Raw genomic sequence first — 16,080 nt, forward strand, 5'->3', positions numbered from 1 at the left:
AGCCCGGGCGACGAGGCGAACCGATGTCCGATTCTTTCCAGGATGCGTTGGCCGGGCTCGCCGCTATCGTCGGCGGCAAGCACGTCATCGCGTCCGGACCCGACCAGGAACCCTATGTGGTGGACTGGCGCGGGCGCTATCACGGACGTGCGGTCGCGGTGGTGAAGCCGGGTTCGACCGCCGAGGTCGCCACTGTCGTGAAGTTCTGCGCGGAAAGGCGGCTCGCGATCGTGCCGCAGGGCGGCAATACCGGCATGTGCGGCGCCGCGACGCCCGACGATCACGCCGGCAATGTCGTGATCCGGCTCGACCGCATGCGCGCCATTCGTGACGTCAGCCCGCTCGCCAACACCGTCACAGTGGAGGCCGGCTGCATCCTCGCCGAGGTGCAGAACGCGGCGCGCGACGTCGACCGCTATTTTCCCTTGAGCCTCGGCGCGGAGGGCTCCTGCCAGATCGGCGGCAACATCTCGACCAATGCCGGCGGCACCGCCGTGCTGCGTTACGGTCCGACGCGTGATCTCGTGCTCGGCCTGGAGGTCGTGCTGCCCGATGGCCGCGTCTTCAACGGCCTGCGCGCGTTGCGCAAGGACAATACGGGTTATGCGCTGAAGCAGCTTTTCATCGGCGCCGAGGGCACGCTCGGCATCGTCACCGCGGCGGTGCTGAAGCTGTTCGCGCCGCCGCGCAGCTCGGCCCTGGCGCTGTTGAAGCTGCAGGGCGTGGAGCAGGCGCTCGAAATCATGCAGCGCCTGCGCGGCGCGGTCGGCGACCGGCTCGGCAGCCTCGAGATCATGTCGCGCTCGCAGATCGAGGCGATCGCCGCGACGGTGCCGCATGTCACGATTCCCTTCGAGCTGACGACGCCATGGTATCTGATCGTCGAGCTGACCGACACGCTCGCAGGCGTCGACCTCAACGAGCCGCTGGCCACTGTGCTTGCGGACGCGATGGAAGCGGGGCTAGCCGAGGACGCCATCTTGGCCTCCAATCTGGCGCAGGCGAAGGCGATCTGGGCTGTCAGGCACAGCGTGTCCGAAGGCAACAAGCGCAGCGGCTATGTGGTGTCGCATGACAGTGTGGTGCCGCTGGAGCGCCAGGCGGCCTTCGTCAACAATGTCGAGGCGCGGATCAAGGCGGCGGTTCCGCATGCGAACGTCGTCATGCACGGCCACATCGGCGACGGCAACATCCACGTTGTGGCCCTGATCGATCGGGTACATTGCCAGGACCCGGATGCGACGGCGAGGCTGGTGGCTGTGATCAACGAGATCGTCGACGACGAGACCGCGGCGCAGGGCGGTGCGATCAGTGCCGAGCACGGCATCGGAATCACCAATCGCGGCAGGCTTGCGCGGGTTGCCGATCCGCTCGATATCGAGCTGATGCGCGACATCAAGCAATTGCTCGATCCGAATGGCCTGATGAATCCCGGCAAGATTTTTGGCGCGGGAGCGAGATGACGATGACGAGCGTCCGGCTGCTTGCTGACGATCTGACCGGTGCGCTCGACACCGCTGCGGAGTTCGTCGGCCTGTGCGGACCGTTCGACGTCACCTGGCCGGAAGCACCTGCGGCGTCCGGCTCCGGGAGCCTCGCGATCGACAGCGGTACCCGCGAGCGGTCGAAGGCCGAGAGCGTCGAGATCGTCGGGCAGCTGGCGCCGCGGCTTCAGGGAGCGACGATCGCCTACAAGAAGGTCGACAGTCTCCTGCGCGGGGCGTGGGCTGCCGAGCTCGGCGCCTGCCTGCGCAGCGGTCATTGGGCATCCTGCGTGGTCGCGCCCGCCTTCGACTATCAGGGGCGCCGCACCGCAGGCGGCCAGCAATTCGCACGCACGGTGCAAGGCGAGTGGCACCGGGTCGGCGACAATTTGCTGGATCAGTTGAGGCAAGACGGCATCGAGGCGCTGCGGGGCAGCTCCGATACGCTGTCGCAGGGCGGCGTTCAGGTGTTCGATGCCGAGAGCGACATCGACCTCGACCGCGTCGTCGAGATGGGACGGCGGATGCCGGGGCCCGTGCTGTGGTGCGGAAGCGGTGGACTGGCCGGCGCGCTTGCGCGCAGTCACCGTGCCGATGCGCCGAGCCAATTGAAGTTGCCGGTGCTGGGGCTGTTCGGCTCCGACCAGCCCGCCACTGCATCTCAGCTCGCTGCATGCGGCGAAGCGACGATTGAGCTTGCGGAAGGCGAGGGCGCGACGCGCGTCCAGCGCAAGCTCGCCGATGACCGCGTGGCCGTGGTCAAATTCTCGCTCGCCTGCGGCCTGACGCGCGCTGAAGCGGCGCAGCGGATCGCGCACGAAATGGCGGCATTGATTGGGGCGCTCGATCCGCCCGGCACGCTGATCGTCGCCGGCGGCGAGACCTTGAAGGCCGCCTGTGTTGCCCTTGGCGCGCACGCGCTTGAGGTGACAGGGCGTGTTGTTCCGGGATTGCCGCGCTCGATCCTGCAAGGCGGGCGCTGGTCCGGCGTCGACGTCATCTCGAAATCCGGTGCATTCGGTCCCAGCGAGCTGTGGCGTGACCTGCTCCGGGACAATCATCTGCTCAGAATGGAGAGTCCGATATGACCTCTCGTCATCTTGCCATCACCATGGGCGATCCGGCCGGGATCGGGCCGGAGATCATCGTCAAGGCCTGCGTCGGGCTGAAGGAGCGGATCGCGAAGGGCGATCTGCGCCTGCTCGTCATCGGCAGCGGCGCGGCGCTGGAAGGCGCGAAGGCCGCGCTCGGTGCCGACGTCGCGATCCCGGAGGTGACGGCCGACGATCGCGAATGGCCCAATCTCTGCTACCTGCAGGCCGACGCCGAGGGCGATCCGATCAAGCCCGGCGTGCTCAGCGCCGATGGCGGCCGCTTCGCCTACAAGGCGATCGAGCAGGGCGTGCGCCTGACGCAGGCCGGCCGCACCGCGGCGATCGTCACCGCGCCGCTCAACAAGGAAGCGCTCAACAAGGCCGGCTATCATTTCCCCGGTCATACCGAGATGCTGGCGCATCTCACCGGGGTGCGCGGCTCGGTGATGCTGCTCGCCCATGGCAACATGCGCGTCAGCCATGTCTCGACCCATGTTGCGCTGGAGGACGTGCCGAAGCGCCTGACGCCGGAGCGGCTGCGCATGGTGATCGACCTCACCAACGACGCGCTGCGCCGGCTTGGCATCGCCAAACCGAAGATCGCAATCGCCGCGCTCAATCCGCATGCGGGCGAGGGCGGCCTGTTCGGCCGGCAGGATATCGACGTGTCGGCGCCGACGATCGCGAAAGCGGTCGCCGACGGCCTCGACGTCGTCGGCCCGGTGCCGGGCGACACCATTTTCGTCAAGCTGCGTGCCGGCCAGTTCGATGCCGCGGTCGCGATGTATCACGATCAGGGGCACATTCCCGTCAAGCTGCTCGGCTTCCAGGTCGATCCCGCGACCGGCCGCTGGCAGGAGCTTTCCGGCGTCAACATCACGCTGGGCCTGCCGATCATCCGCACCTCCGTGGATCACGGCACCGCCTTCGATATCGCCGGCAAGGGCATCGCCAACGAGCACAGCCTGATCGAGGCCATCGACTATGCCGAGCGGCTGGCCGCCGGCGCCTCCGCAGCCAAATCATGAGATCGAACGCACGATGACCAACGCCTTCACGCCCATCGAAATCCAACGCCCCACGATCCTGGAGTTCGGCAACGGCACGATCACCGCTGCGGCGCGCTTCGCCGAGCGGATCGGCGCCAAGCGACCGCTGGTGATCTCCGATCCGTTCAATGCGCGCCGCGTCGACACGCTGGCGCTGCCGGGCGCGGTGAAGGTGTTCGGCGACGTCAAGCCCGAGCCGGACCTGCCGAATCTCGAGAAGGCGGTGGCCATGGCGAAGGACGCCAGGCCCGATCTCGTCGTCGGTTTCGGCGGCGGCAGCGCCATGGATCTCGCCAAGCTGATCGCGGTGATGTGCACCAGTGACGTGCCCTTTGCCGACATCGTCGGGCCGGAGAAGGTCGCCGGCCGCAGCGTCGCGCTGATGCAGATCCCGACCACCTCGGGCACCGGCAGCGAGGCCGGCACCCGTGCGCTCGTCACCGATCCCGTCAGCCAGAACAAGCAGGCGGTGCAGAGCCGCTTCATGCTCGCCGACATCGCCATCGTCGATCCGGACCTGACGATGACCGTGCCGAAGGAGGTGACGGCGGCGACCGGCGTCGATGCGCTGGCACATTGCGTCGAGGCCTACACCAGCCGCAAGGCGCATCCGACGATCGATCTCTATGCGCTCGAAGGCGCGCGGCTGGTGGGGCGCTATCTCAAGCGCGCGGTGGCCGATGGCGGCGACCGCGAGGCGCGTGCCGGCCTGTCCCTGGCCTCGCTCTACGGCGGCTATTGCCTCGGGCCGGTGAATACGACCGCGGGTCACGCCGTGGCCTATCCGCTCGGCACGCGCCATCACGTCGCGCACGGCCTCGCCTGCGCGGTGATCTTCCCGCACACGCTCGCCTTCAACATGCCGGCGGTGGAAGAGAAGACGGTCGCCGTGCTGGGTGCGTTGGGGCTGCCCCAGCAACGCGATCCGAAGTTCGTGTTCGAGGCGACCTACGCGTTCTGCAAGGATCTCGGCATCGAGATGCGGCTGTCAGCTCTCGGCGTGCCCAAAAGCGATCTCGGCGTGATGGCTGACGAGGCGCACGCCATCCGCCGCCTGCTCGACAACAACCCGCGTGACCTCAGCCGGGATGCGATCCTGAACATGTACGAGGTCGCGTTCTAACGGCTCGCAACACCCAATCAACAACAGTGAAAGTAGAGGAAACCTCGATGAGATCGATGTGGCTTGGTCTTGTGTCGGCAGTGCTGCTGGCGACGTCACCGGTGCAGGCGCAGGACGCCTATCCATCCAAGCAGGTGACGGTGATCGTTCCCTTCGCCGCCGGCGGCACCGCCGACATCTTCGCGCGCATGGTCTCGAACCATCTGCAGGTCAAGCTCGGCAAGCCGTTCGTGGTCGAGAATGTCGGCGGCGCCGGCTCGATCCTCGGCGTGACGCGGCTGGCGAAGTCGGCGCCTGACGGCATCACGCTCGGCCTTGCCAGCACCTCCGCGCTTGCGATCAACCCGTCGCTCTATGGGCCGAAGCTGAGCTACCAGCCGGACAAGGATCTGGTGCCGGTCGCCCAGATCAGCGTTGTGCCCAACGTGCTCGTGGTGAACCCCAACAAGATCAAGGCCCGCACCGTGCCGGAGCTGATCGCCTATCTGAAGGCCAACCCGGACAAGGTCTCGTTCGGCTCCGCCGGCGTCGGCACCTCGCAGCATCTGGCCGGCGAGCTGTTTCAGCAGATGACCGGCACCAAGATGGTGCACGTGCCCTACAAGGGCTCGAGCCAGATGCTGACGGACCTGCTCAGCGGCCAGATCGATCTCGCCTTCGACAACGTGCCGCTGCTGCTGCCGCAGGTGAAGACCGGCCAGCTCGCGATGCTTGCGACCGCGACGCCCAAGCGCGCCGACTTCGATCCGCAAGTCCCGGCCGTGGCCGAATTCCTGCCGGGCTTCGAGGCCGTGGCCTGGCACGGCTTCTTCGTCCCTGCGGGTACGCCGAAGCCGATCGTCGAAAAGCTCTCGGCCGAGATTCGCGCCTTCATGCAGCAGCCGGAGACGGTGCAGAAGATGGCCGAGCTCGGCGCCTCCGCGGTGGCGGTGGATTCGGAGCCGTTCGCGGCCTACATCGCCTCGGAAACCGCACGCTGGAAGAAGGTGATCGAGGCCGCGAACATCAAGCTGGAGTAGTGGCGAGGGCGTTCACCCCAAGCTCTGGCTGTCGCGCTTTGATCAGTGGATCGCAGCGCTTGCCAGCCCAGATGCGAGCGGGTAGAACGCTGCCACGCCTGAGCCGTGATTTGCGCCAAACGCGCTTCCGGCCACAGTCGGACAAATCAGTAAGATATTGAATTTGTTCGACTATTCCGTTGGGGAATGGTGTAACGGTAGCACAACAGACTCTGACTCTGTTTGTCTTGGTTCGAATCCAGGTTCCCCAGCCATCTCCACGGGCGTCCGCTAACTGGCTGTAATTGCTGCATTCTAGGTGACTGGGTAGCCGGTGTACCCTAACGGCGCCCCCAACGCATGCCCCCAACGCGTAAATCGGCCCACGTTCGCCCCTTCTGGGTGAGCAACTAATCGGCGAATCGGTACATTCTCTCACCCTTGCGTCGTACGGAGCTTGGACCGCTGGGGGATGAATGACGTTGCTGATCGAGTTTAGTAGCCACTTCTTTCCGGCCGCATATGCACTTCCCTCTGGCACGCTCTCCACAACATGGGATGAATTGCTTTGGGCTGCGGTTACGATTGGCCGACCAAGTACGTACCATGTGTTCCGGCATGGAGAGGCCTCGTTTCACGAAGCGATCTTTCGGTTGGCATTGATCCGAATGGCGGTCGAGCAGGACCCGGGCGGATATCTTCGACGCACAGATGCCTTTGCCGCCCTCGATCCCACTGAAAAGGGGATGGTGAGCTATTTTCTCGGCATGACAGTTTGTAAGCTTTTTGCGTCCCGCCTTCTCACGGCGCCTTGGCTGCTTCACTTAGACGTATTCCGCAATGCATTGGGAGCAACGGTTCTTGGGCGATCGCGGCCTGATCTAGTCGGAGAGGACCTGAATGGCCAGTGGCACGCTTTTGAAAGCAAGGGACGGTCATCAGTCCCTTCAGCAGCTGATCGAGCGAAGGCTAAACTTCAGGCTCAAAGGCTTGTTTCGGTAAATGGGCAAGGTTGCTCTTTGCATATTGGTTCGTTCGCTTTCTTTCGTTCGGACGTTCTTGAATTCTATTGGCGAGACCCAGAACCTGACGATGTGGAAGCCATTAGGGTGCCGAGCCCGGATGAAGAATGGCGCTACTATTACGAACCAGCACTGAGTTTAGCGTTGGACGCTGCTGCGTTGGCAAAATCTCCTGATCGAGAGCTAGCTGACGTCCAGGTGATCATCCATCCCGAAATTCAGCATCTGCTTGTTGCGGGTCGGTGGTTGAGTGCGAAAGAGCTGGCTACGAAGCAACGTGCGGCGCTCGTCGCTGAGGGTTACCAGCCGGACGGCATCTGGCTAAGCGCCGGCCAGAGCTGGCGGTCGAGATACAGACCAAGGGAACGCAGTTAGTGCTTTCTTCTCGCTTAGACGGGTTGCTTTTCGGCTCAGAATTCCAATAGATTCATGTTCGAGCGATACGCGTCGCTCCGGGGCGTGGAAACCTCGTGCTAGCGGTCGGTGCCCGCCGGAATGGGTACGGTCTCCTTGACCATTATGGTCGGGGAGCCTGCGACGTATGTCCAGGTTCTCCCGAACTAAAGGTCGTAGGGCCGTCTAGCACGGTTTCCAACTCCCCGATCACCAGGGCTCAAGAGGCAATTGCTTACGGGGGCGCACCGTGGGCCAGCCTCCGGAGGTTGGAGCGATGGACGCAACGGCGACTGCACTCACGGAGAGCAAGAAGAAGGAGGCTGCCGGACGTACCGCCTCGCTGCTCTGGATCGCGACGGGCATCTACTATTTCGCGAGCACCGAAGCTGCGGCCTTCCTGTCTTGGCAAGCGGCACTGTTCTTCATCGGCGGCATGTTTGGTGCTGCGCTCGTATTCGGAGCCGCAAGTCACTATCTCTTCGCTGCGCACCAAGACTTCTATCTCAATCGTGCACGCGGCAAGCCCCTGCTGGAGGTTCTTACGGGTCTCGCGAGCCTGTTGGTCAACCTCTTCGAGATAGGGGCACCGATAGTGGCCGCGAGGTGGGCCTTCCTGAGCCTCTATGGTTTGACCTGAGGCTTGGCTTCGTGAAGGCCTTTGTGGGGGGATAACTCAATCTCGTCCGGTGTCTGGTCGGTCAATTTGAGCACGGACCTCGAAGTGTCGTCGACATATCCCCTTGGGGGCGGAGACTCGGCGACTGCTGTGCTCGGCAGAGCCATAAAGGAGAGCCTCTAGGAAGGGGTGGTGATCACTCACCCTCGCTTGAAGGCAACCCACAGAGGAGAGCCAAAAGGTTACGGCTCCAAGCTCTAATCACTCTAAGCTGCCCCCCCCTATGTTGCTCCTCCATTAGCGGAGGTGTAAGAATTATGTCATTCTAATTATTGATGAAATTTTACTGAGACAATCGCGCACGGCGAGCGGCTCCAGCGTCGAAAAACGGCCCCCATGGTTTCCTGCGCCACACCCGCGTTGGATTTCGCAACGAGCACCGCATCGTGGAGAGGCAGGGCGGTGACTCCAGCGGACGCTAGTTCAGTAAGAACCTCGATGAGCATGTCGCTTTCGATGCGCATCAGCTGGAAGCCAAGCCCCTTCGCAAACAGGTGAGCGATCGGCGCATGCTTCGCGACTAGCATCTCGACTGCCGTCCGGAGATTGATGCCATCCGGAAAATGCCGGTGCGTGTCCTCGGGCCAATTCTTCAGCGGCCCCTTCGAGAACAGGAGTGCGTTCATGAGCTTCTTGCAGCCATCGCGGCCGGTGCCACTCCCGAACACATCATAGAGGTCGCCCTCAGGCTGCGGCGCTCCGGCCCGCACGTAAGCGAGGCGTGGGAAAAGCTGCCCATAATCGACTTCCGCCGCGCGTTGGCCGTCGATACGAATGCGCGGGCGTTCCGTTCGCTCCATTGACATCCAGAAGCCGCCCGCAAGACGGCCGCCGTGAAGCCACGTGCCGTTATTGAAGATGCGCCTCAGCGAGCGGCGATGGGGCGCAATGATTTGCCCATCCCTTCCTAAAGAGAGGCCGGAGTCGTCCTGGCCCGCGACCTCAATGTCAGCGTCGCGCAAAAATCCGTTTATGCTCCGAACTTGGTTCGTGAACTTCTTAGACCGCGCGGTCTCGCGGTGGGCGATGGTGGCCGCGTTCCCGTTCTCGTCTTTTCCTCCCTTCAGGATGACCAACACGGGATCATCAATTCGATGGATAGCGCGCCATTCGGGCGGAGTGAATGGGAGATAGTCCGCGAGATGCTCTCGTGACTCAATGAGCGAAGGCATTTTCGACCTATCGGAGATCCTGTAGCCGCGTCGCCCTTCCGCGATGAGGCCCATGGCGGATAGGAGGGCGATGGCAGTTAGGAAATGTTGGCCGAGAACAGCGTTCCCTTGCCAGATAACGGCATGTGACCGAGGCACCGCAAGCTTGGCATTGCTCCCGGTGGCCTTTAGCAGAATGAGATTGCAGGCCAACGCCTCCACGGCCACGTAGAATTTCGCCGCGTCCGCCTCCTTTCGCGCTCGCTTGCGGGTGCCGCTCGCGGCCTCGTGGGCCAGCAATGTGTCGGCCAGCCCTCTAACAGCGGCCCGAAGCTCGGCGCCTTTCGCGCGAAGCTGGGGGTCGAACATCATAGGCTGCGGTTGGGAGGGCATAGGATTTCGGTGCTTAAAGTGACCGGCTCTAACATCGATTATTGACGCACCCGACTAGTCTGACCTGATCTCACGCTAAGGACATTGGCACGCCAATCACCGGCCGGAGCGCTCAGCCGGACGCCTTGCGCGGGCCGCGCCCGTAGCGCTGCTTATGAGCTAGCACGCCCTTCAGGTGCTTCTCGATGACCCACTCGCAGGGTTCCTCCAGCATACGCCCCATCAAGCGCAGCACGCGGCCGGACGATCTTGGATAGGCCCGCGTCCTCGACCGATGCTCGCGGCCCTGAGCGTCGTAGGCGACCCATCCTGTGCCACTGGCGAGCCTATGCACGGCTTTGCACGTCTGTACCGTCCGGAATTCCTTTGCCCGGTGACCTCGCTCCTCGGCAAGCGCATGCACGGCGACAACGATTGAGACGATGCGCTCGGGCTTGACCTTGGCGACCCGTAGGCGAGCCAGTCCTATCTTAGCCCGCTTGGCAGTTGCGAGGCCTTTTAATCTCGTCGCAATCTCGACGGGCCCCGCCTGTTCCAAAGCGGACTGCGTGGCGGCTATTGCTGCGCTGATGAACTTGTCGTTCGCAGCCCAGAGGCGCACGTAGGAGGTCGCCGCTGTAAGATAGGGCTTCAACTCAGCAGCCGTGTATGTGCTGAGAAAATAGCTGCCGTGGCGCTGCCTGCGCTCGGTGCAACGACGGCAATGATGTGGGGCCAAACCCTCCATGGCAGCTTTCATCGTCGGCCGCCCGCAGCCAAGGTTGACGCAGGTGGTGGCCGCAGTCAGAGCGCCCAGACGGATGCGCTCCTTCAGCTGACTTGTGTTCTGCGATCGCCGACTAAGAGCCATCTTCTTTCTTTCCATACTGGCCAGAAGGCGCAGCACAACCCGCTCTTCGGCTCTTCGACGCGCGTTCCTTCATATCGTTGAACCATCGAGTCCTTAGTCTCGCGAATAGCTCGCGCTTCTCTGTAAGCATGTGCTTAGACACGGCATTTTCCAAAAAGATGAAGTTTATCCCTCTGAAAATTAAGATGCGCTGCGGCTTCTTCGAATGGCCTGATTTTTTAAAAGGGCGGCTTAGTGGACCTCCGGGCGTAACCGATTCAATCGCGTCCAGCCGGTCCGTGTATGGTGTCTTGAATTTCACTGCGGGAGCCCCGGAATCCCAGGTGATTTCTCCGAAACCATCGAGGTGTCCCGCAAGCCATACCGCGCCATGCTCAGTCATCGTGAACATGTTGATCTCCTTTCTGTTGTTGGCAGCATCATGCTGATGCTTTGCGTTAGATATCCACGACTGAGTGTTGTGCAATGAACTCGGCATGAAAACTGACAGCATGTCGCTATTCAAAAAATGCATAAATACCCTATGAAACAAGGGTCTAGGAGACATGGTCCCCCACCCACGGGTAGGAGAAGAGGGTGCTCTCTAATGCAGCTGCTAGACACCATGTGACGTTCACAACGCACGGCATGCCTGTGAGCACCGAGGTCACGGGTGACGAAGACAACTCAGCGAGGCGATGGAAGGCGTTGACCAGGGTCGATACTGATCCAATGCGCTGGGCCGGGCGGATGACCATGTGGTCGAGGCAGGGAGATGCTCGCTATGAGCACGAGTAGCCCAGCATGCGGTGGCCGGGGCACACACCTCCACTAGGCTGTCACGGGTAGGGGGCATGACGATCAACAGCCCCCGGGATGACAGACCACCCCCACGCCAGTAGGGCCGCTACCCAGTGCAGATACAGGATTCAGCTAGGGGCTCTTAGCCTGAGAATGAGCCCTCTGGCCCGAGGGCGGCCAAGCGGCGTTGTAGTTTGATCACTGCCTTAGAATCCCATTGAGCGCCGCGCGGCGTTAATACCCCACGAGCATTGAGACCAGCGGCGACGCTGCGAGCCGACTTCGCACCGGCATCCAAAACGGCCTGCAAGCTCGGCCGGAGGCGCCTTGCTGTATCGTCGGCGTTCGCCTTCAATGCTGAGACTGCAGCAAGGTTGCCGTACTGCCTTAGGTGGGCCGCACCCTTCGGGTTGCCTAAGCGCCGAATCTCGGGATGCCCCTTTTGGCCTACGCTGGCCACGCGATCACGGGCCACCGCCAACGCGGCTTTCGTACGTTCGGCCGTTATATCGCGCTCGTGTTCAGCGACGGCGGCCAGAATGGTGATAGTAAGTCTGTTTGCGTTTGGAAGGTCGCAAGCAACGAATTCGATGCCCGCCCGCTCCAGGCCGGTCAGGAAGTGAACGTCCCGCGAGAGGCGATCCAGCTTGGCGATGATCAACGTCGCTCTCGCGTTGCGAGCGTGATCGAAGCTCCGTAGCAATTCCGGACGCATGTCCCGCTTTCCGCTTTCGACTTCGACATACTCTGCGAGCAGCGCGTCGGCGGCACCCAAGCGGGCGAGATACTCCCGGACAGTTCTACGCTGGGCCTCAATGCCGAGCCCGTGTAGGCCCTGAGACTCTCGGCTCACTCGCAGATATGAAATGTAGCGCTGGGATTTCTGATCAGTTTGATTGCGTTTTGCCATTCCGTCCTCGCTGTGCGCCCATTAGGCTAACGAACGTTTGGCAATTGGCCATGCGATAAAACGACTCAGCTCGGCCGGCGAGGTATCCGTCCGGTGAAGGCCGCCTTGCCGAGTGAGGCGTGTTGTTGAGAACTGTCCTTATGGACAGTGATAGGCGCAGTGCCCAAGTCGAACGGCTCGAAGTAGTGGACACAGGCCGACGGCGGCGCTGGTCCGAGGATGAGAAGCTCAAGATCGTCCTGGAGAGCTTACAGGCGCCGCGCCAGGTCGCGGCGACGGCGCGGAGATATGGCGTTTCGCGCTCATTGCTGCTCCGATGGCGACGGTCGTTTCGCCCCGAGCCGAAGGATGCTGCCCATCAAACGGGCTTCGTACCGGCGATGGTGGTCGCGGAATCGGGGCCTACGCCTGGTGCGGTCGGGCCGGCCGGCGGCGGCGCGATCGAGATCGAGTTTGCGGCCGGGGCTCGGATGCGGATCACGGGCACGGTCGACGCGGCGACGCTGAAGGCCGCGGTCGCGGCACTGGCAGATGGACGGCCGCGGTGATCCCCATTCCGTCGGGCGTACGGGTGTGGATTGCGACCGGCCACACCGATATGCGTCGCGGCATGAACTCGCTGGCCTTGCTGGTGCAGGAAGCCATTAGGCGCGACCCGCACGGCGGCGACCTCTACGTGTTCCGTGGCAAGAGCGGCAAGCTTATCAAGATCCTTTGGCATGATGGGCTGGGCATGTCGCTCTATGCCAAGCGGCTGGAGCGCGGCCGCTTTCTCTGGCCGTCGTCGGCTGATGGCGTGGTGACCATCACCCCAGCCCAGCTTGGCTACTTGCTGGAGGGCATCGATTGGCGGATGCCGCAACACACGTGGCGGCCGCAGGCGGCCGGCTGATCGCTGTGATTTGAATCGACGGCACGATCGGCAGTCCGGACAGAGCCGGCGTCTTGTGATTCTCTGGTCGGCGATGAGCGCCGATGATTCTCTCCCTGACGATGTGACCACCCTGAAGGCGATGCTGCGCGCCGAGCGAGCGGCCCGCTTGGCCGCGGAAGCGGAGGCCCAGGCGCGGACATTGTTGATCGAGAAGCTCAAACTCACGATCAAGAAGCTGCGGCACGAGCAGTTCGGACAGTCCTCCGAGCGAGGCGCATTGCTGGACCAGCTCGAGCTACAGCTCGCCGACCTGGAGGAGAACGCGGCGCAAGCCGAGACCGCGACGCAGATGGCAGCCGAGAAGATTGCGGTGCCATCGTTCGAGCGCCGCAAGCCAGCCCGCCGGCCGCTGCCGGAGCATTTGCCGCGGGAACGCCTTGTCTATCCGGTGCCTGCGACCTGCCCATGCTGCGGCGATAGCCGGTTGCGCAAGATCGGCGAGGACGTGACCGAGACGCTGGAGCTCGTTCCGCGCCAGTGGAAAGTGATCCAGCACGTGCGCGAGAAGCTCGTCTGCCGGGCCTGCGAAGCGATCACCCAGCCGCCGGCTCCCTCGCACCCGATTGCGCGCGGGCGTGCAGGGCCCAAGCTGCTGGCCCATGTCCTGTTCGCCAAGTACGGCCTGCACCTGCCGCTTCATCGTCAGAGCGACGTCTACCAGCGTGAAGGCATCGACCTCGATGTCTCGACGCTGGCAGACTGGGTGGGAGGCTCCGCCGCAACCCTGATGCCGTTGGTCGATACGATCCGGAGCCATGTCTTTGCGGCCGAGCGCATCCACGCCGACGACACCACAGTGCCGGTGCTGGCCAAGGGCAAGACCCGAACCGGCCGGCTCTGGACCTATGTGCGCGACGACCGCCCGTTTGCCGGGCCAGATCCGCCGGCGGCCGTGTTCTTCTACTCGCCGGATCGTGGCGGTGAGCATCCGGAGCAGCATTTGACCGGATATGCCGGACTGATGCAGGCCGACGCCTATGCTGGGTTCAGCAAGCTCTACGAGGCCAATCGCAAAGCAGGCCCGATCATCGAGGCCGCGTGCTGGGCACACGGCAGGCGCAAGTTCTTCGATCTCGCGCGGCTCAGCAAGGCGCCGATCGCGGCCGAGGCGGTCAAGCGCATCGATGTCCTGTTCGCCATCGAACGTGAGATCAACGGTCTTGCTCCCGAGGTGCGCCTGCGCGTGCGCCAGGAGCGTAGCCGCCCTCTGATCGTCGAACTGCAGGCGTGGTTGCGCGAACAGCGCGCCAAGCTCTCCAGGAACAACGATACGACCAAGGCAATCAATTACTGCCTCAGCCGCTGGGACGCATTTACCCGCTTCCTTAATGACGGACGGCTGTGCATGTCGAACAATGCCGCCGAGCGCGAGCTTCGGGCTGTCGCCGTGGGCAGAAGAAATTGGACCTTCGCCGGCTCCGATGAGGGCGGCCGGCGTGCGGCTGCGATCTACACCCTCATCGCAACCGCCAAGCTCAACGACATCGATCCACAGGCTTGGCTCGCCGACGTGCTGGCCCGCCTGCCGGATCATCCCGCCAAGCGCATCCACGAACTCATGCCCTGCAATTGGCGACCTCAGAACGTCGCTCACGCCGCATAAGCGCGGTCAGCCATCCCGCTCAAGATGACCTAACCAGGGGCCGTCACCGGACGCGTACCGATATGATGTGCAGCATCCAGATCATCTGGACGCGGGCGAGTTCGCCTGATCCCGATGGACCGCATTGACCTCGGAGGTGAATTGATAGCCGCCGTTGCGGATCGTGCTGATGTGCTCGTTGTTCGTCACGGCAAACAACTTCCGACGTAATCGGCTGACCAGCACATCAATGGACCTGGTCGAATCGTCTGTCACACGCCGTTCGGTCAGATCGAGCAATTGAGGCCGCGATAGTTTTCGTCCGGCCTTCTTGACGAAGGCGACCAGCAGATCGAATTCACCAGAGGTCAGTGGGAGCGCCGAACCGTTCGGCCGGGTCACTCTTCTTTCGCTCACATCCAACAGCAATCCTGCGAAAGAATAGCAATCGATGACCCTGTTATCGCTGCGATCAATGATGCGCAGCCTCGCTCTGATGCGGGCTACCAGCTCCTTCTCGTTGACCGGCTTGTCGATGCAGTCATCGGCACCGAGCTCGAGCCCAACGATCCGGTCGATGGGATCTCCTCCGCTTGTAAAGAGGATGATGGGAACCACGACGCCGCACTCGCGCAGCCTGCGGCACGTTTGAGCTCCGGTTCCGTCGTCATTGGCGACATCGAGAACCACCGCATCGATCGTATTGGCTTCAAATTCGTGGCGCGCAGTCCGGCTACAACCAACCGCCGTTGTCCTGAATTGTTGAATCGAAAGATACGAACTGACTGACCGCCGATCCTCTGCGATGGCGGATACAAACAGAATGTGGGGCTGCTGTTTCGACATAGTCCGAATTGCAAGATCTTTCGGACAACAACATATCGTTTCGCAGGCTACACTTGATAAGCGTCGTGTTCAGTTTTGTAACAGATGATTTCAGGCGCCGTATCTTCGTAGCATCAGGGACGTTGTCAATCGCACGCGTGACTAGGCACCCGTGCCTACGAATGAGGCTTCAGAAGCCTCATTCACTTGGCATCTTTGTTCAAGTCGATTGAGACCTGCGAAACCCAGGCCCCTGGAGCATCCATCACAAACGACTGACGGTTGCCCTTGGTTTGGATTGTCACCAGAGCGGCAACTGTGTTGCCTTCAATTCTCGCCTCAATCAACCCATCCACACTGGTTCCATAGATCTTACCGCCCTGCCGATATTCGCTTTCAAACCAATTTCCGGACAGATCATTTCCGTTCTGCTCGATATTGGCAGACAAGACCATTTTATAGGCTTCGCTTGCGCAACGCAGATCCAATGTCAGCGATCGGCCTGGCCTCGTAACACTGTACGCGACCTTGCAACGGACCCTCTCTCGGGGGCCATCGGAGGGCTTCATCGACCCTATTCCGGACCATGAGCCTGCCAATGTCTCCAAGGTTGCCTCCGCATATGAAGGACTTAAGGCTGCCAAGGCCAAGCAAGCCGCGCCCACGCACGTCCGCGTCATCAAAAATTTCAAAGCCATTACGCCGATCTCCCGATTCGCACATTTGGATCGATCCTACCCACCGTCGACCATCCGCGTTTGACGCAAATGTTTAATTGTGTTGCCAGACCTGACGGAGGTCCTCGCCGGCAGC

Annotated in this window: 16 protein-coding genes and 1 tRNA gene; 11 read left to right on the plus strand and 6 right to left on the minus strand. The window is 62.4% G+C overall.

Translation table 11 applies throughout. The features are described from left to right. Positions 1–23: 23 nt before the first annotated feature. From JQ603_RS10500 to JQ603_RS10535, 8 genes are all read left to right on the plus strand, one after another. A complete protein-coding gene (locus tag JQ603_RS10500; protein WP_212339137.1) occupies positions 24–1,463 on the plus strand; it encodes an FAD-binding oxidoreductase in 1,440 nt (479 codons plus the stop codon). 2 nt (positions 1,464–1,465) lie between these two features. Beyond that, on the plus strand, positions 1,466–2,572 hold the full coding sequence (locus JQ603_RS10505; protein ID WP_212339139.1) for a four-carbon acid sugar kinase family protein: 1,107 nt from the start codon (positions 1,466–1,468) through the stop codon (positions 2,570–2,572). Continuing rightward, entirely contained in the window at positions 2,569–3,606 is a 1,038-nt protein-coding gene (gene pdxA, locus JQ603_RS10510) for a 4-hydroxythreonine-4-phosphate dehydrogenase PdxA (protein ID WP_212339142.1), read from the plus strand. The genes JQ603_RS10505 and pdxA overlap by 4 nt, the downstream gene beginning before the upstream one ends. A 13-nt stretch (positions 3,607–3,619) precedes the next feature. Next, positions 3,620–4,750 (plus strand): iron-containing alcohol dehydrogenase, encoded by a 1,131-nt coding sequence (locus JQ603_RS10515; protein ID WP_212339145.1) that lies wholly within the window; start codon positions 3,620–3,622, stop codon positions 4,748–4,750. Between the two features lie 47 nt (positions 4,751–4,797). Further along, the gene (locus JQ603_RS10520; RefSeq protein WP_212339148.1) at positions 4,798–5,769 is read left to right on the plus strand and encodes a Bug family tripartite tricarboxylate transporter substrate binding protein; all 972 of its coding nucleotides are present in this window, start codon (positions 4,798–4,800) and stop codon (positions 5,767–5,769) included. 180 nt (positions 5,770–5,949) lie between these two features. After that, positions 5,950–6,023 (plus strand) — tRNA-Gln (locus tag JQ603_RS10525). Between the two features lie 201 nt (positions 6,024–6,224). Next, positions 6,225–7,145 carry a hypothetical protein gene (locus JQ603_RS10530; protein WP_212339150.1) on the plus strand — a complete coding sequence of 307 codons (921 nt, stop codon included), beginning with the start codon at positions 6,225–6,227 and terminating at the stop codon, positions 7,143–7,145. A 295-nt stretch (positions 7,146–7,440) separates the two neighbouring features. Beyond that, on the plus strand, positions 7,441–7,803 hold the full coding sequence (locus JQ603_RS10535; RefSeq protein ID WP_212339152.1) for a hypothetical protein: 363 nt from the start codon (positions 7,441–7,443) through the stop codon (positions 7,801–7,803). 308 nt (positions 7,804–8,111) lie between these two features. Here JQ603_RS10535 and JQ603_RS10540 read toward each other — a convergent pair whose 3' ends face one another. From JQ603_RS10540 to JQ603_RS10555, 4 genes are all read right to left on the minus strand, one after another. Next, positions 8,112–9,362, minus strand: a complete 1,251-nt coding sequence (locus JQ603_RS10540; protein WP_245003541.1) for a hypothetical protein — start codon at positions 9,360–9,362, stop codon at positions 8,112–8,114. Between the two features lie 136 nt (positions 9,363–9,498). Then, positions 9,499–10,272 carry a hypothetical protein gene (locus JQ603_RS10545; protein ID WP_349630724.1) on the minus strand — a complete coding sequence of 258 codons (774 nt, stop codon included), beginning with the start codon at positions 10,270–10,272 and terminating at the stop codon, positions 9,499–9,501. Next, positions 10,226–10,627 (minus strand): hypothetical protein, encoded by a 402-nt coding sequence (locus JQ603_RS10550; RefSeq protein WP_212339157.1) that lies wholly within the window; start codon positions 10,625–10,627, stop codon positions 10,226–10,228. The genes JQ603_RS10545 and JQ603_RS10550 overlap by 47 nt, the downstream gene beginning before the upstream one ends. A 531-nt stretch (positions 10,628–11,158) precedes the next feature. Beyond that, positions 11,159–11,926, minus strand: a complete 768-nt coding sequence (locus JQ603_RS10555) for a recombinase family protein (RefSeq protein ID WP_212339160.1) — start codon at positions 11,924–11,926, stop codon at positions 11,159–11,161. A 185-nt stretch (positions 11,927–12,111) separates the two neighbouring features. Here JQ603_RS10555 and tnpA point away from each other — a divergent pair, with 185 nt between their 5' ends. From tnpA to tnpC, 3 genes are all read left to right on the plus strand, one after another. Further along, complete coding sequence (gene tnpA / locus JQ603_RS10560) at positions 12,112–12,474, plus strand: IS66-like element accessory protein TnpA (protein WP_349630698.1); 363 nt, start codon at positions 12,112–12,114, stop codon at positions 12,472–12,474. After that, a complete protein-coding gene (tnpB, locus tag JQ603_RS10565) occupies positions 12,471–12,818 on the plus strand; it encodes an IS66 family insertion sequence element accessory protein TnpB (protein WP_212337653.1) in 348 nt (115 codons plus the stop codon). The genes tnpA and tnpB overlap by 4 nt, the downstream gene beginning before the upstream one ends. Before the next feature lie 73 nt (positions 12,819–12,891). Next, positions 12,892–14,463 carry an IS66 family transposase gene (gene tnpC / locus JQ603_RS10570; RefSeq protein WP_212337652.1) on the plus strand — a complete coding sequence of 524 codons (1,572 nt, stop codon included), beginning with the start codon at positions 12,892–12,894 and terminating at the stop codon, positions 14,461–14,463. Between the two features lie 81 nt (positions 14,464–14,544). Here tnpC and JQ603_RS10575 read toward each other — a convergent pair whose 3' ends face one another. Next, positions 14,545–15,288, minus strand: coding sequence for a response regulator transcription factor (locus JQ603_RS10575; RefSeq protein ID WP_212339162.1), 744 nt, complete (start codon positions 15,286–15,288; stop codon positions 14,545–14,547). Positions 15,289–15,470: 182 nt separating this feature from the next. Beyond that, on the minus strand, positions 15,471–15,722 hold the full coding sequence (locus tag JQ603_RS38025) for a hypothetical protein (protein ID WP_245003542.1): 252 nt from the start codon (positions 15,720–15,722) through the stop codon (positions 15,471–15,473). Positions 15,723–16,080: the final 358 nt, after the last annotated feature.

The sequence above is a fragment of the Bradyrhizobium liaoningense genome, from assembly GCF_018130825.1.
Taxonomy (GTDB): Bacteria; Pseudomonadota; Alphaproteobacteria; order Rhizobiales; family Xanthobacteraceae; genus Bradyrhizobium; species Bradyrhizobium liaoningense_B.